Below are 15,505 nucleotides of genomic sequence, written 5' to 3' on the forward strand. Positions count from 1 at the left end.
GCAAGCCGGATGATGACGGATTTTTGCGTAAATTTTGCGGATTTTAGTATAATGTTGACCGAAATTTTTTCCCGTTAACGAAGAGAACAATGAATACTTCCAATCCGAGTTTGTTAGAACGCCTGTTCCACCTGCGCGAGAGCGGTACCACCGTGCGCACGGAAATTATGGCGGGGCTGACTACCTTCCTGACCATGTGTTACATCATCATCGTCAATCCGCTGACCTTGGGCGAGGCGGGCATGGATGTGGGGGCGGTGTTTGTCGCCACCTGTATCGCCGCCGCCATCGGCTGTTTTGTGATGGGCTTTGTCGGCAATTATCCGATTGCGCTGGCGCCGGGTATGGGCTTGAACGCTTATTTTACCTACGCTGTGGTCAAAGGCATGGGCGTGCCGTGGCAGGTGGCTTTGGGTGCGGTGTTTATGTCCGGCCTGATTTTTATCGTTTTCAGCCTGTTTAAAATCCGCGAAATGCTGGTTAACGCGCTGCCGATGAGCCTGAAAATGTCGATTGCCGCCGGTATCGGCCTGTTTTTGGCTCTGATTGCCTTGAAAGGCGCGGGTATTATTGTCGATAATCCGGCCACTTTGGTCGGCATGGGCGATGTGCACCAACCCGCTGCGCTGCTGGCTTTGGCCGGTTTCGTGCTGGTGGTAGTATTGGAGCATTACCGCGTGAAAGGCTCGATTATCATCACCATTTTGGCGCTGACCGTGATTTCCGCGCTGATGGGTTTGAGCGAATTTAAAGGCGTGGTCGGTACCGTGCCGAGCATTGCGCCGACGTTTATGCAGATGGATTTCAAAGACTTGTTTACCGTCAGCATGGTTAGCGTAATTTTTGTGTTTTTTTTGGTGGACTTGTTTGACTCTACCGGTACGCTGGTCGGCGTGTCCCACCGAGCCGGTTTGCTGGTGGACGGCAAACTGCCGCGCCTGAAACGCGCATTGTTGGCCGACTCTACCGCGATTGTGGCGGGCGCGGCGCTGGGTACGTCTTCGACCACGCCGTATGTGGAAAGTGCGGCGGGCGTTGCCGCAGGCGGACGCACCGGCCTGACCGCCGTGACCGTGGGCGTATTGATGTTGGCCTGTCTGATTTTCTCGCCGCTGGCGCAAAGCGTACCCGCGTTTGCCACCGCGCCCGCGCTCTTGTATGTCGGCACGCAAATGCTGCGCAGCGCCACTGAAATCGACTGGGACGACATCACCGAAGCCGCGCCTGCCTTCCTGACCATCGTCTTTATGCCGTTTGCCTACTCGATTGCCGACGGTATCGCGATGGGCTTTATCAGCTACGCGCTGGTGAAACTGCTGTGTGGCCGCGCCAAAGAAGTGCCGCCGATGGTGTGGATTGTGGCCGTATTGTGGGCAGCGAAATTCTGGTATTTGGGTGCGTAAGCGTTTGAAGCTTTCTAACTCAACAAAAAATGCCGTCTGAAAAATTTTCAGACGGCATTTTTTTCAGGCTAAACCATATGGATTTATGGTTTAGGCATATCGTTTATCTGATTGCGCTCACCAACACGGCAAGCGTGGCTGCGGTTGCCGCAATCCACACCAGTAGCGCGTAAAAACGGATTTGCTCAACCGTCCAATCGCCGAATAACCATGCAAGCCATCGGTAGTGATGGATTTTTTCCGCTCCGCCCCATGACAGCAGCCATTTGTAATACAACGAAAACAGCAGGTAGCCAATTAAAATGCTTGCGGGAGTCAGGTCGGCGGATGTAGCAAAAAAGCGCATGTCTATCCGATTCTATATTTTGCAGTCAGCGGTCGGCATCTTTTACCTTGAAATGTACCCAAGCCACATTGCCTTTCTCCATATACTTGAATACTTCGCCCAAATTGGTGGTCGGCGGCGTATGGTCGCCTACCACCAAGACTTCCACCCCAGCCATCTCAGGGCGGCTGACCAAATCGGCCAAACCGTCGAAAAATTGGGTTTGGAGTTTGAAATTGCGGCATAGGACGGCATTGTCTTTGACGCCATATTGGTTACAGTTCAGACGGCGGTTGGTCAAATCTTCTTCCGGATAGTCTGAGTGGGTGGTTAGTGTCATCCAATGGAAGAATAGTTTGTCATGCTGGGCAAAGGTTTGTGCAATACGCTCAAATAGAGCAGAATCGCAAATACCGTTAAATGCATTGCAACGGGGCAACTCAGGCAGGTTTTCAGCAGAGTCGAAATATTGGAAACCTGCTTTTTTATACCAACTGAAGCGGTCATACATCTGGCTGCTGGCACCATGCAAGGCATAAGTGACATAACCTGCCTGTTTGAATTGATTGGGCAGGCAATGAGCAAATTTTTCAGACGGCAGACGGCGTAATGCAAAACCATGTCCCCCTGTGCTGCATAGCTCACGCATTTCACCTTCAACCGTTGCGCCGACAAAGGGGAAATGTCCTTGCTGCCAGTAATCGAAGCGGCCGCTTTGTGATCGTAATTTTTCTAAGATGCCATCCTGCAAGGATTGATTTTGCGTTTGCCCCCATGATTCATTGATGATGAACAAAACTTTATTGGAACGGGGCTGCTGCAAATGAGCGGTAGCCTGTTGGAATTTCAGCGGTTGGAAAACAGGGTCAGTGTGAGCTGCTTGCAAGAAAGCGCCGTTTTGAATATCGAGGTATTTTGAGATTTGGCTATGACCGTAAAAGTAATTGTCCCCGCCAAACATTGTGCCCTGATTGGGATGTTCGTGGTAACGCAGATGGCCGGTAAAAAAAGCGGCGATAGCAAGAATACTGGAAAGTGCCAATACGTGGAAAAAATCGGCGCTGCGGCCAATTTTTTGCAGCGCTAAAGGCATGGCCACAAAATAAACCGCTAATACGGCCAACATAATTTTATAAATTGTTGGGGCAGCGGGTAAAAAACGTGATAAATAGATTGCGCCTGCCAAATCCATAAAAGGGAACAGTTGGATAACAAAAACCAATACATCAAACAGCAAAGCAATCCAAAAGATAAAAACAGCTAGCCACTTATTCCATTTCCAAGGCAGCGTCAGCAATACGGAAACGGGTAGGTAATCCAAATTTAAGATAGGACGCGCCGTTTCGGTAAAATAGGACAACGCCCAGAAGACGAGGTTGGGCAACGCGATAATAGACAGGGCAGCAACGATATAGCGTTTAGAGAGAGCAGGAAAAGTGAATTCCTGTTGTAGCAGACGGGAGATGTTCATTGTAATGTGTAGAAAAAATAACTTCAGAATCGCGCCGTTATATTTTTAATCACTAAGGAGAATTGGCGCAGCGGAAAACAGGATTGAGAAGTGTAAAAGAGAGTTATTGTTTGAAATTTTCGGGAAGTTTACTATATTTTAAATGAATATGCAAAGGCCGTCTGAAAACTGAATTTCAGACGGTCTTTGTGCCAAAAAAGAACAGGATTACAAATCAAACACCGCCGTGACCGGCGCATGGTCGCTGGGACGCTCTTCGGCGCGTGCTTCCAAATCCACCTGTACGTCGCTTAAAACGGCCGATAGCGCGGGGCTGATTAAGGCATGGTCGATACGCAGGCCGAGTTTGCGTTGGAACATGGCGCCGCGATAATCAAACCAAGTGTAAAACGCGCCTTCGGGGTGGATTTGGCGCAGGCTGTCGGTCAAGCCCAAATCGAGCAGGTTTTGAAACCAGCGGCGCTCTTCGCTGGAGCAGTGGATTTTTTCGTGCCATTTTTCCGGGTCGTAGCAGTCGGCGTCGGCAGGGGCGATGTTGAAATCGCCCAGCAATACCAATTTTTCATGGCGGGTCAGCTCGTTGCGCACAAATTCGGTCAGCGCGGCAAACCATTCTTTTTTATACTGGAATTTCGGGCTGTCGAGCGCTTCACCGTTGACGCAGTAAACATTAATCACGCGCACGCCGTTTACCGTGGCGGCAATCACGCGCCGTTGCGGGTCGTCGGGCAGGGCGGGCAGGCCGGTGTGGATGTCTTGCGCGGGCGTGCGGCTGATAACGGCCACGCCGTTGTAGGTTTTTTGGCCGCTCCAAGCGCAATGCCAGCCCATCATTTGCAGGGCGGCGGCGGGAAATTTGTCTTGGTCGAGCTTTAATTCCTGCAAGACCAAAACATCGGGCTGGTGTTGCGCCAGCCAGTTTTGCACCTGTGGCAGGCGCACGTTGAGGGAATTGACGTTCCAAGTGGTGATTTTCATGGGACTTCCGTGTGTGTGAGATGTTAGGCCGTCTGAAAACGGTAATAGCGCGGTTTATAGGCAAACCGCGCTATTTTAGCATTAAATGCGTATCGGGATTGGGCGAAACCGCTATCAGGCCGCCTGCCCGCCTTGGGTTTGCAGCGTGCGCAGGGTGCGCAGGATGGCGGTGGTTTCGGCGGATTCCAAATGGTATTCGATGACGCGGTGGTAACGGGTGTAGCTGATGATTTTTTCGCTGCGCAGTTTGGCCAGATGGGTGGAAACCACGGTGGGGGATTGGCCGGTGGCGGCGACGAGTTCGTCTAAATTGGCGTCGCTGTCGAGCAGTAAAAACAAAATCGCCATGCGCTCGGGCTTGGCTATCATTTTGAGGATGGTGGAAAGACGTTGGTTGCTGAGGGTGTGTTCGGGCATGGTGTATCTCGGAAAAAGCGGCATTTGTTATCGGCTTGGATGGAAGAGAGTGATTCTCTTTCGCCGTTTGTATGGTTTTTCAACCGTTTAGCTAATATTGGAGTTTACCCGATACGGGAAAATGGGAATGTGTTAAGAAATAAAATAGCGTAAATTATTGTTATTGATGAAGTTTTTAATGATATTAATTTGCTTTGCGAAAGATGGGATAAGGCCGTCTGAAAAGCTGCATTTTTCAGACGGCCTGCGCTCAGGCGTTGAGCTTGACGGCCAATTCTGCCAAACGGCGGCCTTGGGCAAAGGCCAGCTCTGCTTCTTCGGCGGTCAATGCCGCTTTGCCGTCGCTGCCGCTGACGTGCGACGCGCCGTAGGGCGTTCCGCCACCGGCGGTGTGGCTGAGGGCGGCTTCGCTGAAGGGAATGCCGCTGATAATCATGCCGTGGTGCAGCAGGGGCAGCATCATGCTGAGCAAGGTGGACTCCTGCCCGCCGTGTTGCGAACTGCTGCTGGTAAATACGGCGGCGGGTTTGCCGGACAATTCCGCGCCCAGCCATTGCGCGATGGTGCCGTCGAGAAAATATTTCACGGCGGCGGCCATGTTGCCGAAACGGGTCGGACTGCCTAAGGCAAGCGCGGCGCAGGTTTTCAAATCTTCGGCGCTGGCATACGGCGCACCATGCTCGGGAATGCTGTCTTCCACCGCTTCGCACACGGCAGAAACTTTCGGTACGGTGCGCAAGACGGCTTCGCAACCGGCCACGCTCTCGATACCGCGTGCGATTTGGCGGGCAAGGTTGAGCGTGCCGCCGTGTTGCGTGTAAAACAAAACGAGGATTTTCAAGGGATTTGGGTTCATGCGGGGATTCCGTTAAAATGGAATAAAAGGGTGGGTTGGGTTGATAACCCAACCAACCAATAATACAGGGGCAAGATTATGCTGTTTTTAAAGTGGTGGCAAGCCTTGATACAGGGAAAAATTTGGGGCTTTGCCGCGTTTGTCATCCGCCGCTTCAACGACGAGCGCGTGCCGCAGGTGGCGGCGAGCCTGACGTTTACCACGCTGTTGGCGCTGGTGCCGGTATTGACCGTGACCGTGGTGGTGGCGTCGGCCTTTCCGGTGTTTGACGAATGGTCGGATACTTTTGTCAAATTCGTCAACCGCACCATCGTGCCGCAGGGTGCGGACATGGTGTTTGACTACATCAGCGCGTTTCAGGCCAAGGCCAAGGGGCTGACGGCCATCGGCAGCGTGATGTTGCTGTTTACCTCGCTGATGTTGATTCAGACCATTGATAATACGTTTAACCGCATTTGGCGCGTTTCGACCCGCCGCCCGCTGCTCATGCAGTTTTTGGTGTATTGGGCGCTGTTGACCTTCGGGCCGCTGTCGCTGGGTATCGGCGTGTCGCTGATGATAGGGGCGCTGGGCAGCAGCGGTTTGGAGCAGACTTCGCCTGAACTGGCCGAATGGCTGCGTATGGGCGCGTCTCTGCTGTTTAGCACGCTGCTATTGTGGGCGCTGTACCGCTTTGTGCCCAACCGCTTCGTTCCGGCGCGGCAGGCGCTGGCGGGAGCGTTTGTGACGGCGCTGTGTCTGGAAGTGGCGCGGGCGCTGTTTGCCTGGTATATGGGGCGGTTCAACGGCTACACCTCGATTTACGGCGCGTTTGCCGCCGTGCCGTTTTTCCTGTTGTGGCTCAATCTGCTGTGGTCGCTGATACTGGCTGGGGCGGTGCTAACTTCGTCGCTGTCATATTGGCAGGGCGAGGCGTTCCGCCGCAGCTTTGATTCGCGCGGGCGTTTTGACGATGTGTTGAAAATCCTGCTGCTCTTAGACGATGCGCAGCAAAACGGCAAAGCCTTGCCGGTTCAGGCGTTCAGACGGCATATCAATATGGGCTACGACGAATTGGGCGAACTGCTGGAAAAATTGGCGCGGCACGGCTATGTGTATAACGGCAAACAGGGCTGGGTGTTGAAAACCGGCGCGGACGCCATTGAGGTGGCGGAGCTGTTTAAATTGTTTGTTTACCGTCCGGCAGCGGCGGGGCAGGATCAGGTCAATGAGGCGGTGAACACCATTATGCAGCCGTGTCTGAACGCGCTGGATATGTCGCTGGCGGAATTCAGCCAACATGCGAAACGGCAGCTGAAAGGCGGCGATAAGGCCGTCTGAAAACCAATGATTCCGAGGCTGTTTTCAGACGGCCTTGTTATATAATCCCTTTTGTTCCGCCTTCTTATTTTCTACCATGAATTTCCGTTTATTCTTTTTCGCCCTACTTGCCGCACTCAGCGCCTCAGCCTACGCCGCCCACGGCATAGGTTTGGGGCAGACGCCGCAGTATCCGGCCGGTTTTACCGCATTTCGCTACGCCAATCCGAATGCCCCGAAGGGCGGCACGTTTACCCTGCCCATGCAGGGCGGCTTCGATACGCTCAATCCGTTTACCCTCAAAGGCGATCACGAAGCAGGCGTATCGCTGATGCTGGACACGCTGACGGAAAAAAGCTGGGACGAGCCTTTTGCCGTGTACGGCCTGCTGGCCGAAGACATTGCCGTGGCTTCAGACGGCCTTTCCGTAACCTTTAAACTCAACCCTAAAGCGCGTTTTCACAACGGTGATCCGGTGTTGGCCAAAGACGTGGCGGCTTCGTTTAACACCTTAACGCAAGACAAAGCTGCCTCGCCGATGTACCGCTTTTATTGGGCGGATGTGGTGAAGGTGGAAACCCCCGCGCCGCGCACGGTCGTCTTCCACTTTAAAAAGCGCAATGCCGAGCTGCCGCTGATTTTGGGCGAACTGCAAGTGTTTTCGCACAAAAGCTACCCTAAAGGTTTGGTGGCGGGCGCGGACAAATTGCCCATCGGCTCGGGGCCGTACCGTTTCGGCAAGGCAGAGAGCGGGCGCATGAGCGAATACCGCCGCGATAAGCATTATTGGGCGCAGAATCTGCCCGTGCGCAAAGGGCGCTATAACTTCGATACCGTGCGCTTCAAATATTACAAAGACGACAGCGTGCGAATTGAAGGCATCAAGGGCGGCCAATACGATTTTATGCAGGAAAACGTCGCCCGCAACTGGGCGCGCGCTTATCCCGCCGCCGTGTTGCAAAAGCGCGGTTTGTCCAAACACGAATGGGTGCACCACAGCGCCGCCGGTATGCAGGGCTTTGTGATGAACCTGCGCAGAAAGCCGTTTGACGACATCCGCGTGCGGCAGGCGATGGTGGAAAGTTTCGATTTTGAAAGCACCAACAGCCGCCTGTTTTACGGCCTCTACCGCCGCAGCAACAGCTTTTTTACCAACAGCCCGATGGCGGCAAGCGGCAAACCGCAGGGCGCGGAGCTGGCCTTGCTGAACACGGTGCGCACACAGCTGCCGAGTGCCGTGTTCACGCAAAACGTGCCCGAGCCGCCGGTGGTCAATCCGCAAACCGGCGTGCGCCCGAACTTGCTTAAAGCGCGCGCTTTGCTGTTGCAGGCCGGTTACCGCTATCAAAACGGCGTATTGGTGGACAAACAGGGCAAGCTGCTGGCGTTTGAATTTCTCAGCCCGAGCAAAACCTATGAGCGCGTGACCGCCAAATGGCAGCGCGATTTGGCGAAAATCGGTGTCACCATGACGGTGCGCGTGGTGGATTCGGCGGTGTACCAAAAGCGGATGAACGCGTTTGATTTTTATATGACGATTGTGGTGTACGCCAATTCCGACAGCCCGGGCAACGAGCAGACGGCCTATTTCGGCTGCGCCGCCGCCAAAACCGATGGCAGCCGCAACTGGGCGGGCGTATGCCAACCGGCGGTGGAAACCCTGCTCAAACGCTTTGAGAATTTCAGCAGCCGCAAAGAGCTGACCGTATCCGCCCGCGCCCTTGACCGCGTGATACGCCATCAATATATCGTCGTGCCCAACTGGTATGCCGACAGATACCGCGTGGTGTACCGCGATACTTTGGGTATGCCGCAAACCCTGCCGCTGTATTACAGCCCAATCGAATGGGCGTTGAGTACGGGTTGGCGCAAATAGGGTTTGATGTTCGGATTGAGATTACAACAAAGCAAAGGCCGTCTGAATTCAGACGGCCTTTGCTTTTCAGAGAATCAAGGATTTGGACGGTTAGCGTTTGACACCGCTCAAACGTGCCCAGCCGTCGATGATTTCGGCCGGTTCGATGTTGAACCATTGGCTGTAAATTCTGCCCAGTTCGTCCACTTGCTCGTCTAAGAGGCCGGATAAGACAATGCGGCCGCCTTGTTTGGTGCGTCCGGCCAGCATTTCGCCCAGCATACGCAGCGGGTTGGCGAGGATGTTGGCAACGACAACATCAAATTGGCCTTCCGGCAGGGCATCGGGCAGGTAAAAATGCGCGTTGACCTGGTTTTGCGCGGCGTTGTCGTTGCTGGATTTGATGGCCTGCTCGTCGATGTCCACGCCGGTGGCGGAGCCTGCGCCCAGTTTCAGGGCGGCGATGGTCAGAATGCCGGAGCCGCAGCCGTAATCCAATACGCTTTCGCCGCCTTTCAATTCGCTGTCCAGCCATTGCAGGCACAGGCGAGTGGTTGGATGGCTGCCGGTGCCGAACGCCAGACCGGGGTCGAGTTGCAGATTGACGGCTTCGGGATCGGGGGCTTCATGCCAAGAGGGGGTAATCCACAGGCGGTTGGAAATCTGAATCGGGTCAAACTGGGATTGGGTCAGGCGTACCCAGTCTTGGTCATCGAGAATCTCGCGGCTGTAAGGCGGCGGTTCGTCAAAGCCGCAGTCGGCGGAGGCTTGGGCGACGATGGTGTCGGGTTCGTCTTCGTTGGCGATGATGGCGATGATTTTGCTTTGGTGCCAAATCTGCTCGGCCGGCATACCCGGCTCGCCGAAGATGGCCTGCTCGTTGTCCGTACCGGCATAAGCGTCTTCAAGGGCGGCGGAGAGTGCGCCGTGATCCATCAGGGCGTCGGAGAGGCGTTCGGCCAGGTTGTCGGTGACGGCGATGGTAATCTGTTGATAGGGCATAATGGGTCTTTCTTTGGCTGAGGCCGTCAGAAAAAAGCGGGTCAACCGGTTTTCAGACGGCAAGGATGGTTTGGGCTTATATGTTTTAAGATAAGGCTGGTTTGGGGAAAAGCAAGGGTGGAACGGGTATGCCGCTGCGCAGACAAAGGCCGTCTGAAAAGCAAAAACGGTATCGTTCTACATTTCAGACGGCCTTTTCAGCCTGTTAAGGCTTATTTTTCTTTATCCAGCTTGGCTTTGCGCTCTTCCAGCCAGTGTTCCAGATAGTGAATGCTCACGCCGCCTTCGGAGAAGCCCGGATCGCGGAACAAATCGCGGTGCAGCGGGGTATTGGTTTTGATGCCGGTAATCGCCAGCTCTGCCAGCGCCACGCGCATTTTCGCCATCGCCTGCTCGCGGGTTTTGCCGTGTACGCAGATTTTACCGATTAGGCTGTCGTAGTTGGGCGGAATGCGGTAGCCTTGATAAATGTGGCTGTCCACGCGCACGCCCGGGCCGCCTGGCAGGTGGCAGGAGTCAATCAGGCCGGGGCTGGGAATAAAGTTGTACGGGTCTTCGGCATTGATACGGCACTCAAAAGCATGGCCGTCCAACACAATATCTTCCTGCGTGTATTGCAACGGCAGGCCGGCGGCTACGCGCAGCTGCTCTTGCACAATATCCACGCCGCTGATGAGCTCGGTGATAGGGTGTTCGACCTGTACGCGGGTGTTCATCTCGATAAAGAAAAACTCGCCGTCTTCATACAGAAATTCAAACGTACCCGCGCCGCGATAACCGATACGCTTACACGCTTCTACGCAGGCTGCACCGATTTTGGCACGCTCTTCGGGCGTAATGCCGGGTGCAGGCGCTTCTTCGATGACTTTTTGGTGGCGGCGCTGCATGGAGCAGTCGCGCTCGCCTAGATAAATCGCGTTGCCGTGTTCATCGGCCAAAACTTGGATTTCCACGTGGCGCGGGCGTTGCAGATAACGCTCCATATACACCATCGGATTGCCGAACGCAGCACCGGCTTCAGTTTTGGTCATTTCCACCGAGCGCAGCAGGTCTTCTTTTTTCTCCACCACGCGCATACCGCGCCCGCCGCCGCCGCCGGAGGCTTTGATGATGACGGGAAAACCGACTTGGTCGGCGATTTTCAGAATTTCCGCTTCATCGTCGGGTAGCGCGCCTTCAGAACCGGGCACGCAAGGTACGCCCGCTTCAATCATGGCGTGTTTGGCGGAAACTTTGTCGCCCATCAAGCGGATGGTTTCGGCGCGCGGGCCGATGAAGGTAAAGCCGGATTCTTCCACCTGCTCGGCAAAGTCGGCGCGTTCGGCCAAGAAGCCGTAACCCGGGTGGATGGCGTCGGCGCCGGTTACTTCGGCGGCGGCGATGATGGCGGGAATCAGCAGGTAGCTTTGCGGGGAGGGTGCCGAGCCGATACAGACGGATTCGTCGGCCAGCTTGACATGCAGGCTGTCTTTGTCGGCCTCGGAGTGGACGGCGACAGTGGCAATGCCCATTTCGCGGCAGGCGCGTAAAATGCGCAGCGCGATTTCACCACGGTTGGCGATGAGTACTTTTTTCAACATAATGATTTTCCTGTGGTTTCAGACGGCCTTTGTGCAAACAGACCTGCGGCAGACACCATGCGCCCGCCGGGAGGGAGCACAGACGTTTTCAGACGGCCTTTTGCGGGAAAAGGCCGTCTGAAAACGGGATTATTCGATGATAAACAGCGGTTCGCCGTATTCGACCGGTAAGCCGTTTTCCACCAAAATGGCGGTTACAGTGCCGGATTTTTCCGCTTCGATTTCGTTCATCAGCTTCATGGCTTCGATGATACACAGGGTGTCACCAGCTTTCACGCTTTGGCCGACTTCGACGAAAGCCGGAGTGTTCGGGCCGGGAGCACGGTAGAATGTGCCGACCATCGGTGATTTTTGCGCGTTGCTCAAATCAGGGCCGGCGGCAGCCGGTGCAGCGGGCGCCGGCGCAGCGGCGGCAGAAGCAGGCGCGGCAACCGGAGCGGGAGCAGCAGCGGCAGGCGCAGCGGCGGCGTAAACTACGGGTTGCGTTGCGGTGGCGCGGGTAATGCGGACTTTTTCTTCGCCCTCGGTCACTTCGATTTCGGCAATACCGGATTCTTCAACCAAATCAATCAGTTTTTTCAGTTTGCGCAAATCCATTTTTCATTCCTTGTTGAGACGGCGCAGCGGCCGTGTGATAGGGGTCTGGAGGTTTGACCATTCGGGGGTCGGCGCATAAGGCGGAAGTTTCCAGCCCCATGCGGCAACGGAAAGAAGACGGCCAATCGACCGGATTTAATCGGACTATTTTCCCGAACTTGCTGGTAAATGTCCAGTAAAATCTGTAAAAAAGACAGAATTTGGCTGTAAAACGCGGATTTCGGAAAAGTGTGCCGGAAGCGTGCCGCTAAGAGAGCATTTATTCTAATTTATTGGTTTTAGAAGCAAAGAGGCCGTCTGAAAAAAGCAAACATGCGTATAATGGCGGCTGTTTTGTAAGATGAATATAAAGATGGACATTTCTGATTTTGATTTCGAACTGCCGGAAAAACTGATTGCGCAACATCCGCCCGAAGTGCGCGGCAGTAGCCGCTTACTGGTGGCTTTGCCAAACATGCCGTTGCAAGACAGGCATTTTGCCGACGTAGCGGACTACATCGAAGCGGGCGACGTGCTGGTGTTTAACAATACCAAAGTGATGAAGGCACGCCTCTTCGGGCAGAAAGCCAGCGGCGGCAAAATCGAAGCCTTGATTGAACGTGTGTTGGACAACCATACGGCGTTGGCGCATGTGCGCTCGTCCAAATCGCCCAAAGCGGGTACGGCATTATGCTTTGAAGGCGGTATTCAGGCCGAAATGGTGGAGCGGGTAGGCGAGCTGTTCTGCTTGCGTTTTGCGGGCGAACAAACGGTTTACGAGCTGTTGGAGCAAAACGGCTACTTGCCGCTGCCGCCGTATATCGAACGGGCGGCCGATGAAGATGACGACAGCCGCTATCAGACGGTATATGCCAAACATCAGGGCGCGGTTGCGGCGCCGACGGCGGGGCTGCATTTTACCGATGAATTGCTGGCGGCTTTACGCGCGCAGGGCGTGGTGACGGCGGAAGTGACCCTGCACGTCGGTGCGGGTACGTTCCAGCCTGTGCGCGAGGATAAGATTGAAGAGCATAAAATGCACAGCGAGTGGTTTAATGTGCCGTCTGAAACCGTGGCGGCGATTGAGGCGGCGCAGGCGCGCGGCAATAAAATCTGGTCGGTCGGCACGACTTCCATGCGCGCATTGGAATCGGCAGCGCGGCAAACCGGCCGTTTGCAGGCGGGTATGGGAGACACGGATATTTTTATTACGCCGGGCTATCGGTTTAATGTGATTGACCGCCTGATTACCAATTTCCATCTGCCCAAATCTACCTTGCTGATGTTGGTCAGTGCATTTTCCGGAATGGAACACATTCGAGCGGTGTACCGCCACGGGGTTGAACAGGAATACCGCTTTTTCAGCTATGGCGATGCGATGGTATTGGGGCGTAAAGACTAATTAAAAGGTAATTATGTTGAAAAGGCCGTCTGAATAAATTTTCTTTTATTCAGACGGCCTTTTTATATCGACTTTACGGGTCGTTTAGCTTTTGGTGTTTTTTGCATACTTTTTGGCGTATTTCCTGCCTTCTTCGGTATTGCGATAACCGGCATAGCTGTAATAATCATAGCTGCTGCCCGCTTCACGCTGCATACCGTTGAGGATAACGCCTTTGATGCTGACTTTGCTTTGTTGCAAACGATCGACGCTGGTGTCCAACTCTTGTGCTGTGGTGTAGCCATAGCGAGCCACCATCAAGGTTGTGCCGGCATATTGGCCGACAATGGCGGCATCGGTGACAGCCAAAATCGGCGGCGTATCAATGATGACGTAATCGTATTTTTCCGAAGCGTAAGCGACCAATTCGCTGAAACGCTTGTCCATCAGCAGCTCAGACGGTTTTTTCGGATAACCGCCGTTGGAAATCAGGCTGAGGTTTTCTACATTGGTGGCTTGAACAGCTTTCGCCGGTGAAATGTTACCGGACAAAATATCAACCAAACCTGAACCGGTATTCATGCCAAACATTTGTTCCAAATAACCCTTACGCATGTCGGTGTCAATCAGCAAAACGGTTTTGCCGGATTGGGCGATAACGGTAGCTAAGTTAGCGGAAATAAAGGATTTACCTGCTTCCGGCGCCGCACCGGTAATCATCAATACATTATTTTTAGCCTCCATCATGGAGAAATAAATGTTAGTACGCAGTGCGCGGATGGCTTCGACGGCGATATCGGTTGGATCGTCTTCCGCGAGCAGGTAATTGGTGCGGTTGGCTAAAGATTTGAGTTTATTGGTGCGTACGTCGCGTTTTTGTTGCACTTTAGACAGCGGTACCAAAGCCGATACTTCCAGATCCAATTCTTCGATTTCATCAATGGAATTAATGGTCGGACGCGGACGGTTACGCATCAAAATCCAAACGGCCATCAACGCAGCCGCGCCCAGCGCGCTTAACAGCGTGATGATTTTTTTGCGCGGCGCAACCGGAATTTCCGGCTCAATGGCGTAATCGACAATGCGCACGTTACCCTGCGCACTGGCGCGCATGATGTTTAGTTCTTGCTGTTTGCCCAGCAGTTGCACGTAAGTGGCCTGATTGGTATCCACATCACGAGTCAGGCGGATGACTTCCTGTTGGGTATTGGGCAACTCGGCGATTTGTTGGTTAATTTTGTTCTTGGCATTTTCCAATACGGTCAATTTATCCAATACCGCTTTATAAGAAGGATGTTCGGGCGTATAGAGTTCTGCCAGACCAGCTTCTTCGGTGCGCAACAGGGTAATCTGGGTTTCAATGGAAGTCAGGCTTTCCAATGCTCCTTTAGATTCCAAAGGAATATCCAGAGAACCGGTTTTTTCACGATAATCGTTCAAACGGTTTTCCGCTTCTTGCAAACGCTCTTTCAAGCGGGGCAACTCTTCGCTGATAAAGGCTAAGCCGCTGGAGGCCACTTGTACGTCACGTTCGCGGTTTTGACCCACATAATTGTCGGCAATACTGTTTAACACGCGGGTAGTTTTTTCCGGATCGGTACCGTTGTAAGTCAGATTAATAATCGGACTGGTTTTGCCCTTGCTGATTACGCCCAAGTTCTTTTTGACGTTTTCAATCGCATTTAGGGTCGAATATTTGGTTAATACGAAATCTTGACCAGGCTCAGCCAAAATCGTATCAATTTTTAAAACGGTGTCTTTGTCAATTTTTAAAGCTGTACCAACGCGGCCTTCAACGGTTTTGTCATCTGGCAGGGTCAGGGTATAGGTTTTGCTGTCTTTAACTGTCAAGGCAAATGGCTCGTTCAGCCATTTTTCTCGTACATGAAAATCAGAAATTTTCAGTTCAGGTTTGACCCCACCGCCTAAGTTATAGAATAAGCGCCCTAAGATAGGGAAAAATTTAGGTGTGACCTGTTGATCCAGTTGCAAATCATCAACGGTTTTGTTGATAACCAAACGAGATTGCACCAAATCCACCTCAGCTTCAGAAGGTGATTGATCCGTAGAAAAAATACTGTTGATTTCTGTCAGGATCTGGTTTTGTTTGGTTTCGATTTCCAGCATGGCGTCCGCACGGTAAACAGGCGTGGCACTCAGGCTGTACAGGGCACCAAGAACACCGCCTGCCAGCAAAGCTAGGGCAAGCTTGGTTTTATGCGACCACAGACTGCGGAATTGCTGACCCAGGTCGATTTCGTCATGATTATTGGGTGCTGATGCGGTTTGTTTGCTCATCAGTAAAACTTTCTATCTAACTAAACTTGGATTAATACAGAATCACTATTGATGGATTCTGTCA

Annotated in this window: 13 protein-coding genes; 4 read left to right on the forward strand and 9 right to left on the reverse strand. The window is 53.3% G+C overall.

All coding sequences use genetic code 11. The features are described 5' to 3' along the window. The first annotated feature begins 89 nt into the window (after positions 1–89). Positions 90–1,403 carry an NCS2 family permease gene (locus tag J2T37_RS00525; protein WP_253353234.1) on the forward strand — a complete coding sequence of 438 codons (1,314 nt, stop codon included), beginning with the start codon at positions 90–92 and terminating at the stop codon, positions 1,401–1,403. Between the two features lie 103 nt (positions 1,404–1,506). Here the strand turns inward: J2T37_RS00525 and J2T37_RS00530 are convergent, their stop codons facing one another. From J2T37_RS00530 to wrbA, 5 genes are all read right to left on the reverse strand, one after another. Continuing rightward, entirely contained in the window at positions 1,507–1,749 is a 243-nt protein-coding gene (locus tag J2T37_RS00530) for a hypothetical protein (protein ID WP_253353235.1), read from the reverse strand. Positions 1,750–1,774: 25 nt separating this feature from the next. Beyond that, positions 1,775–3,199 carry a sulfatase-like hydrolase/transferase gene (locus tag J2T37_RS00535; protein WP_253353236.1) on the reverse strand — a complete coding sequence of 475 codons (1,425 nt, stop codon included), beginning with the start codon at positions 3,197–3,199 and terminating at the stop codon, positions 1,775–1,777. Between the two features lie 207 nt (positions 3,200–3,406). Next, the gene (xth, locus tag J2T37_RS00540) at positions 3,407–4,177 is read right to left on the reverse strand and encodes an exodeoxyribonuclease III (protein WP_253353237.1); all 771 of its coding nucleotides are present in this window, start codon (positions 4,175–4,177) and stop codon (positions 3,407–3,409) included. Between the two features lie 114 nt (positions 4,178–4,291). Next, positions 4,292–4,594: an ArsR/SmtB family transcription factor gene (locus J2T37_RS00545; protein ID WP_253353238.1), complete on the reverse strand. Its 303-nt coding sequence runs from the start codon at positions 4,592–4,594 to the stop codon at positions 4,292–4,294. Between the two features lie 250 nt (positions 4,595–4,844). Further along, on the reverse strand, positions 4,845–5,450 hold the full coding sequence (gene wrbA, locus J2T37_RS00550) for an NAD(P)H:quinone oxidoreductase (protein ID WP_253353239.1): 606 nt from the start codon (positions 5,448–5,450) through the stop codon (positions 4,845–4,847). A 78-nt stretch (positions 5,451–5,528) separates the two neighbouring features. On the opposite strand from wrbA, the gene J2T37_RS00555 reads away from it, so the two are divergent. Further along, positions 5,529–6,770 carry a YihY family inner membrane protein gene (locus J2T37_RS00555; protein WP_253353240.1) on the forward strand — a complete coding sequence of 414 codons (1,242 nt, stop codon included), beginning with the start codon at positions 5,529–5,531 and terminating at the stop codon, positions 6,768–6,770. Between the two features lie 76 nt (positions 6,771–6,846). Further along, positions 6,847–8,625 carry an extracellular solute-binding protein gene (locus J2T37_RS00560; protein WP_253353241.1) on the forward strand — a complete coding sequence of 593 codons (1,779 nt, stop codon included), beginning with the start codon at positions 6,847–6,849 and terminating at the stop codon, positions 8,623–8,625. A gap of 90 nt (positions 8,626–8,715) precedes the next feature. Here J2T37_RS00560 and prmA read toward each other — a convergent pair whose 3' ends face one another. The 3 genes from prmA to accB all read right to left on the reverse strand — a co-directional run bounded on the left by prmA (position 8,716) and on the right by accB (position 11,783). Then, the gene (gene prmA, locus J2T37_RS00565) at positions 8,716–9,606 is read right to left on the reverse strand and encodes a 50S ribosomal protein L11 methyltransferase (RefSeq protein WP_253353242.1); all 891 of its coding nucleotides are present in this window, start codon (positions 9,604–9,606) and stop codon (positions 8,716–8,718) included. Positions 9,607–9,818: 212 nt separating this feature from the next. Then, positions 9,819–11,186 (reverse strand): acetyl-CoA carboxylase biotin carboxylase subunit, encoded by a 1,368-nt coding sequence (accC, locus tag J2T37_RS00570; RefSeq protein ID WP_253353243.1) that lies wholly within the window; start codon positions 11,184–11,186, stop codon positions 9,819–9,821. 129 nt (positions 11,187–11,315) lie between these two features. Beyond that, entirely contained in the window at positions 11,316–11,783 is a 468-nt protein-coding gene (gene accB / locus J2T37_RS00575) for an acetyl-CoA carboxylase biotin carboxyl carrier protein (protein WP_253353244.1), read from the reverse strand. A 352-nt stretch (positions 11,784–12,135) separates the two neighbouring features. On the opposite strand from accB, the gene queA reads away from it, so the two are divergent. Next, entirely contained in the window at positions 12,136–13,164 is a 1,029-nt protein-coding gene (queA, locus tag J2T37_RS00580; RefSeq protein WP_253353245.1) for a tRNA preQ1(34) S-adenosylmethionine ribosyltransferase-isomerase QueA, read from the forward strand. 84 nt (positions 13,165–13,248) lie between these two features. Here queA and J2T37_RS00585 read toward each other — a convergent pair whose 3' ends face one another. Beyond that, a complete protein-coding gene (locus J2T37_RS00585) occupies positions 13,249–15,441 on the reverse strand; it encodes a polysaccharide biosynthesis tyrosine autokinase (protein WP_253353246.1) in 2,193 nt (730 codons plus the stop codon). Between the last annotated feature and the right edge of the window lie 64 nt (positions 15,442–15,505).

This window comes from Neisseria perflava (assembly GCF_024170405.1).
Classification (GTDB): domain Bacteria; phylum Pseudomonadota; class Gammaproteobacteria; order Burkholderiales; family Neisseriaceae; genus Neisseria; species Neisseria perflava_B.

What these genes read in the sequence shown, in the direction of transcription:
- J2T37_RS00525 (WP_253353234.1), top strand. Translation starts at nt 90, where the DNA reads ATGAATACTTCCAATCCGAGTTTGTTAGAACGCCTGTTCCACCTGCGC.
- J2T37_RS00530 (WP_253353235.1), bottom strand. Translation starts at nt 1,749, where the DNA reads ATGCGCTTTTTTGCTACATCCGCCGACCTGACTCCCGCAAGCATTTTA.
- J2T37_RS00535 (WP_253353236.1), bottom strand. Translation starts at nt 3,199, where the DNA reads ATGAACATCTCCCGTCTGCTACAACAGGAATTCACTTTTCCTGCTCTC.
- xth (WP_253353237.1), bottom strand. Translation starts at nt 4,177, where the DNA reads ATGAAAATCACCACTTGGAACGTCAATTCCCTCAACGTGCGCCTGCCA.
- J2T37_RS00545 (WP_253353238.1), bottom strand. Translation starts at nt 4,594, where the DNA reads ATGCCCGAACACACCCTCAGCAACCAACGTCTTTCCACCATCCTCAAA.
- wrbA (WP_253353239.1), bottom strand. Translation starts at nt 5,450, where the DNA reads ATGAACCCAAATCCCTTGAAAATCCTCGTTTTGTTTTACACGCAACAC.
- J2T37_RS00555 (WP_253353240.1), top strand. Translation starts at nt 5,529, where the DNA reads ATGCTGTTTTTAAAGTGGTGGCAAGCCTTGATACAGGGAAAAATTTGG.
- J2T37_RS00560 (WP_253353241.1), top strand. Translation starts at nt 6,847, where the DNA reads ATGAATTTCCGTTTATTCTTTTTCGCCCTACTTGCCGCACTCAGCGCC.
- prmA (WP_253353242.1), bottom strand. Translation starts at nt 9,606, where the DNA reads ATGCCCTATCAACAGATTACCATCGCCGTCACCGACAACCTGGCCGAA.
- accC (WP_253353243.1), bottom strand. Translation starts at nt 11,186, where the DNA reads ATGTTGAAAAAAGTACTCATCGCCAACCGTGGTGAAATCGCGCTGCGC.
- accB (WP_253353244.1), bottom strand. Translation starts at nt 11,783, where the DNA reads ATGGATTTGCGCAAACTGAAAAAACTGATTGATTTGGTTGAAGAATCC.
- queA (WP_253353245.1), top strand. Translation starts at nt 12,136, where the DNA reads ATGGACATTTCTGATTTTGATTTCGAACTGCCGGAAAAACTGATTGCG.
- J2T37_RS00585 (WP_253353246.1), bottom strand. Translation starts at nt 15,441, where the DNA reads ATGAGCAAACAAACCGCATCAGCACCCAATAATCATGACGAAATCGAC.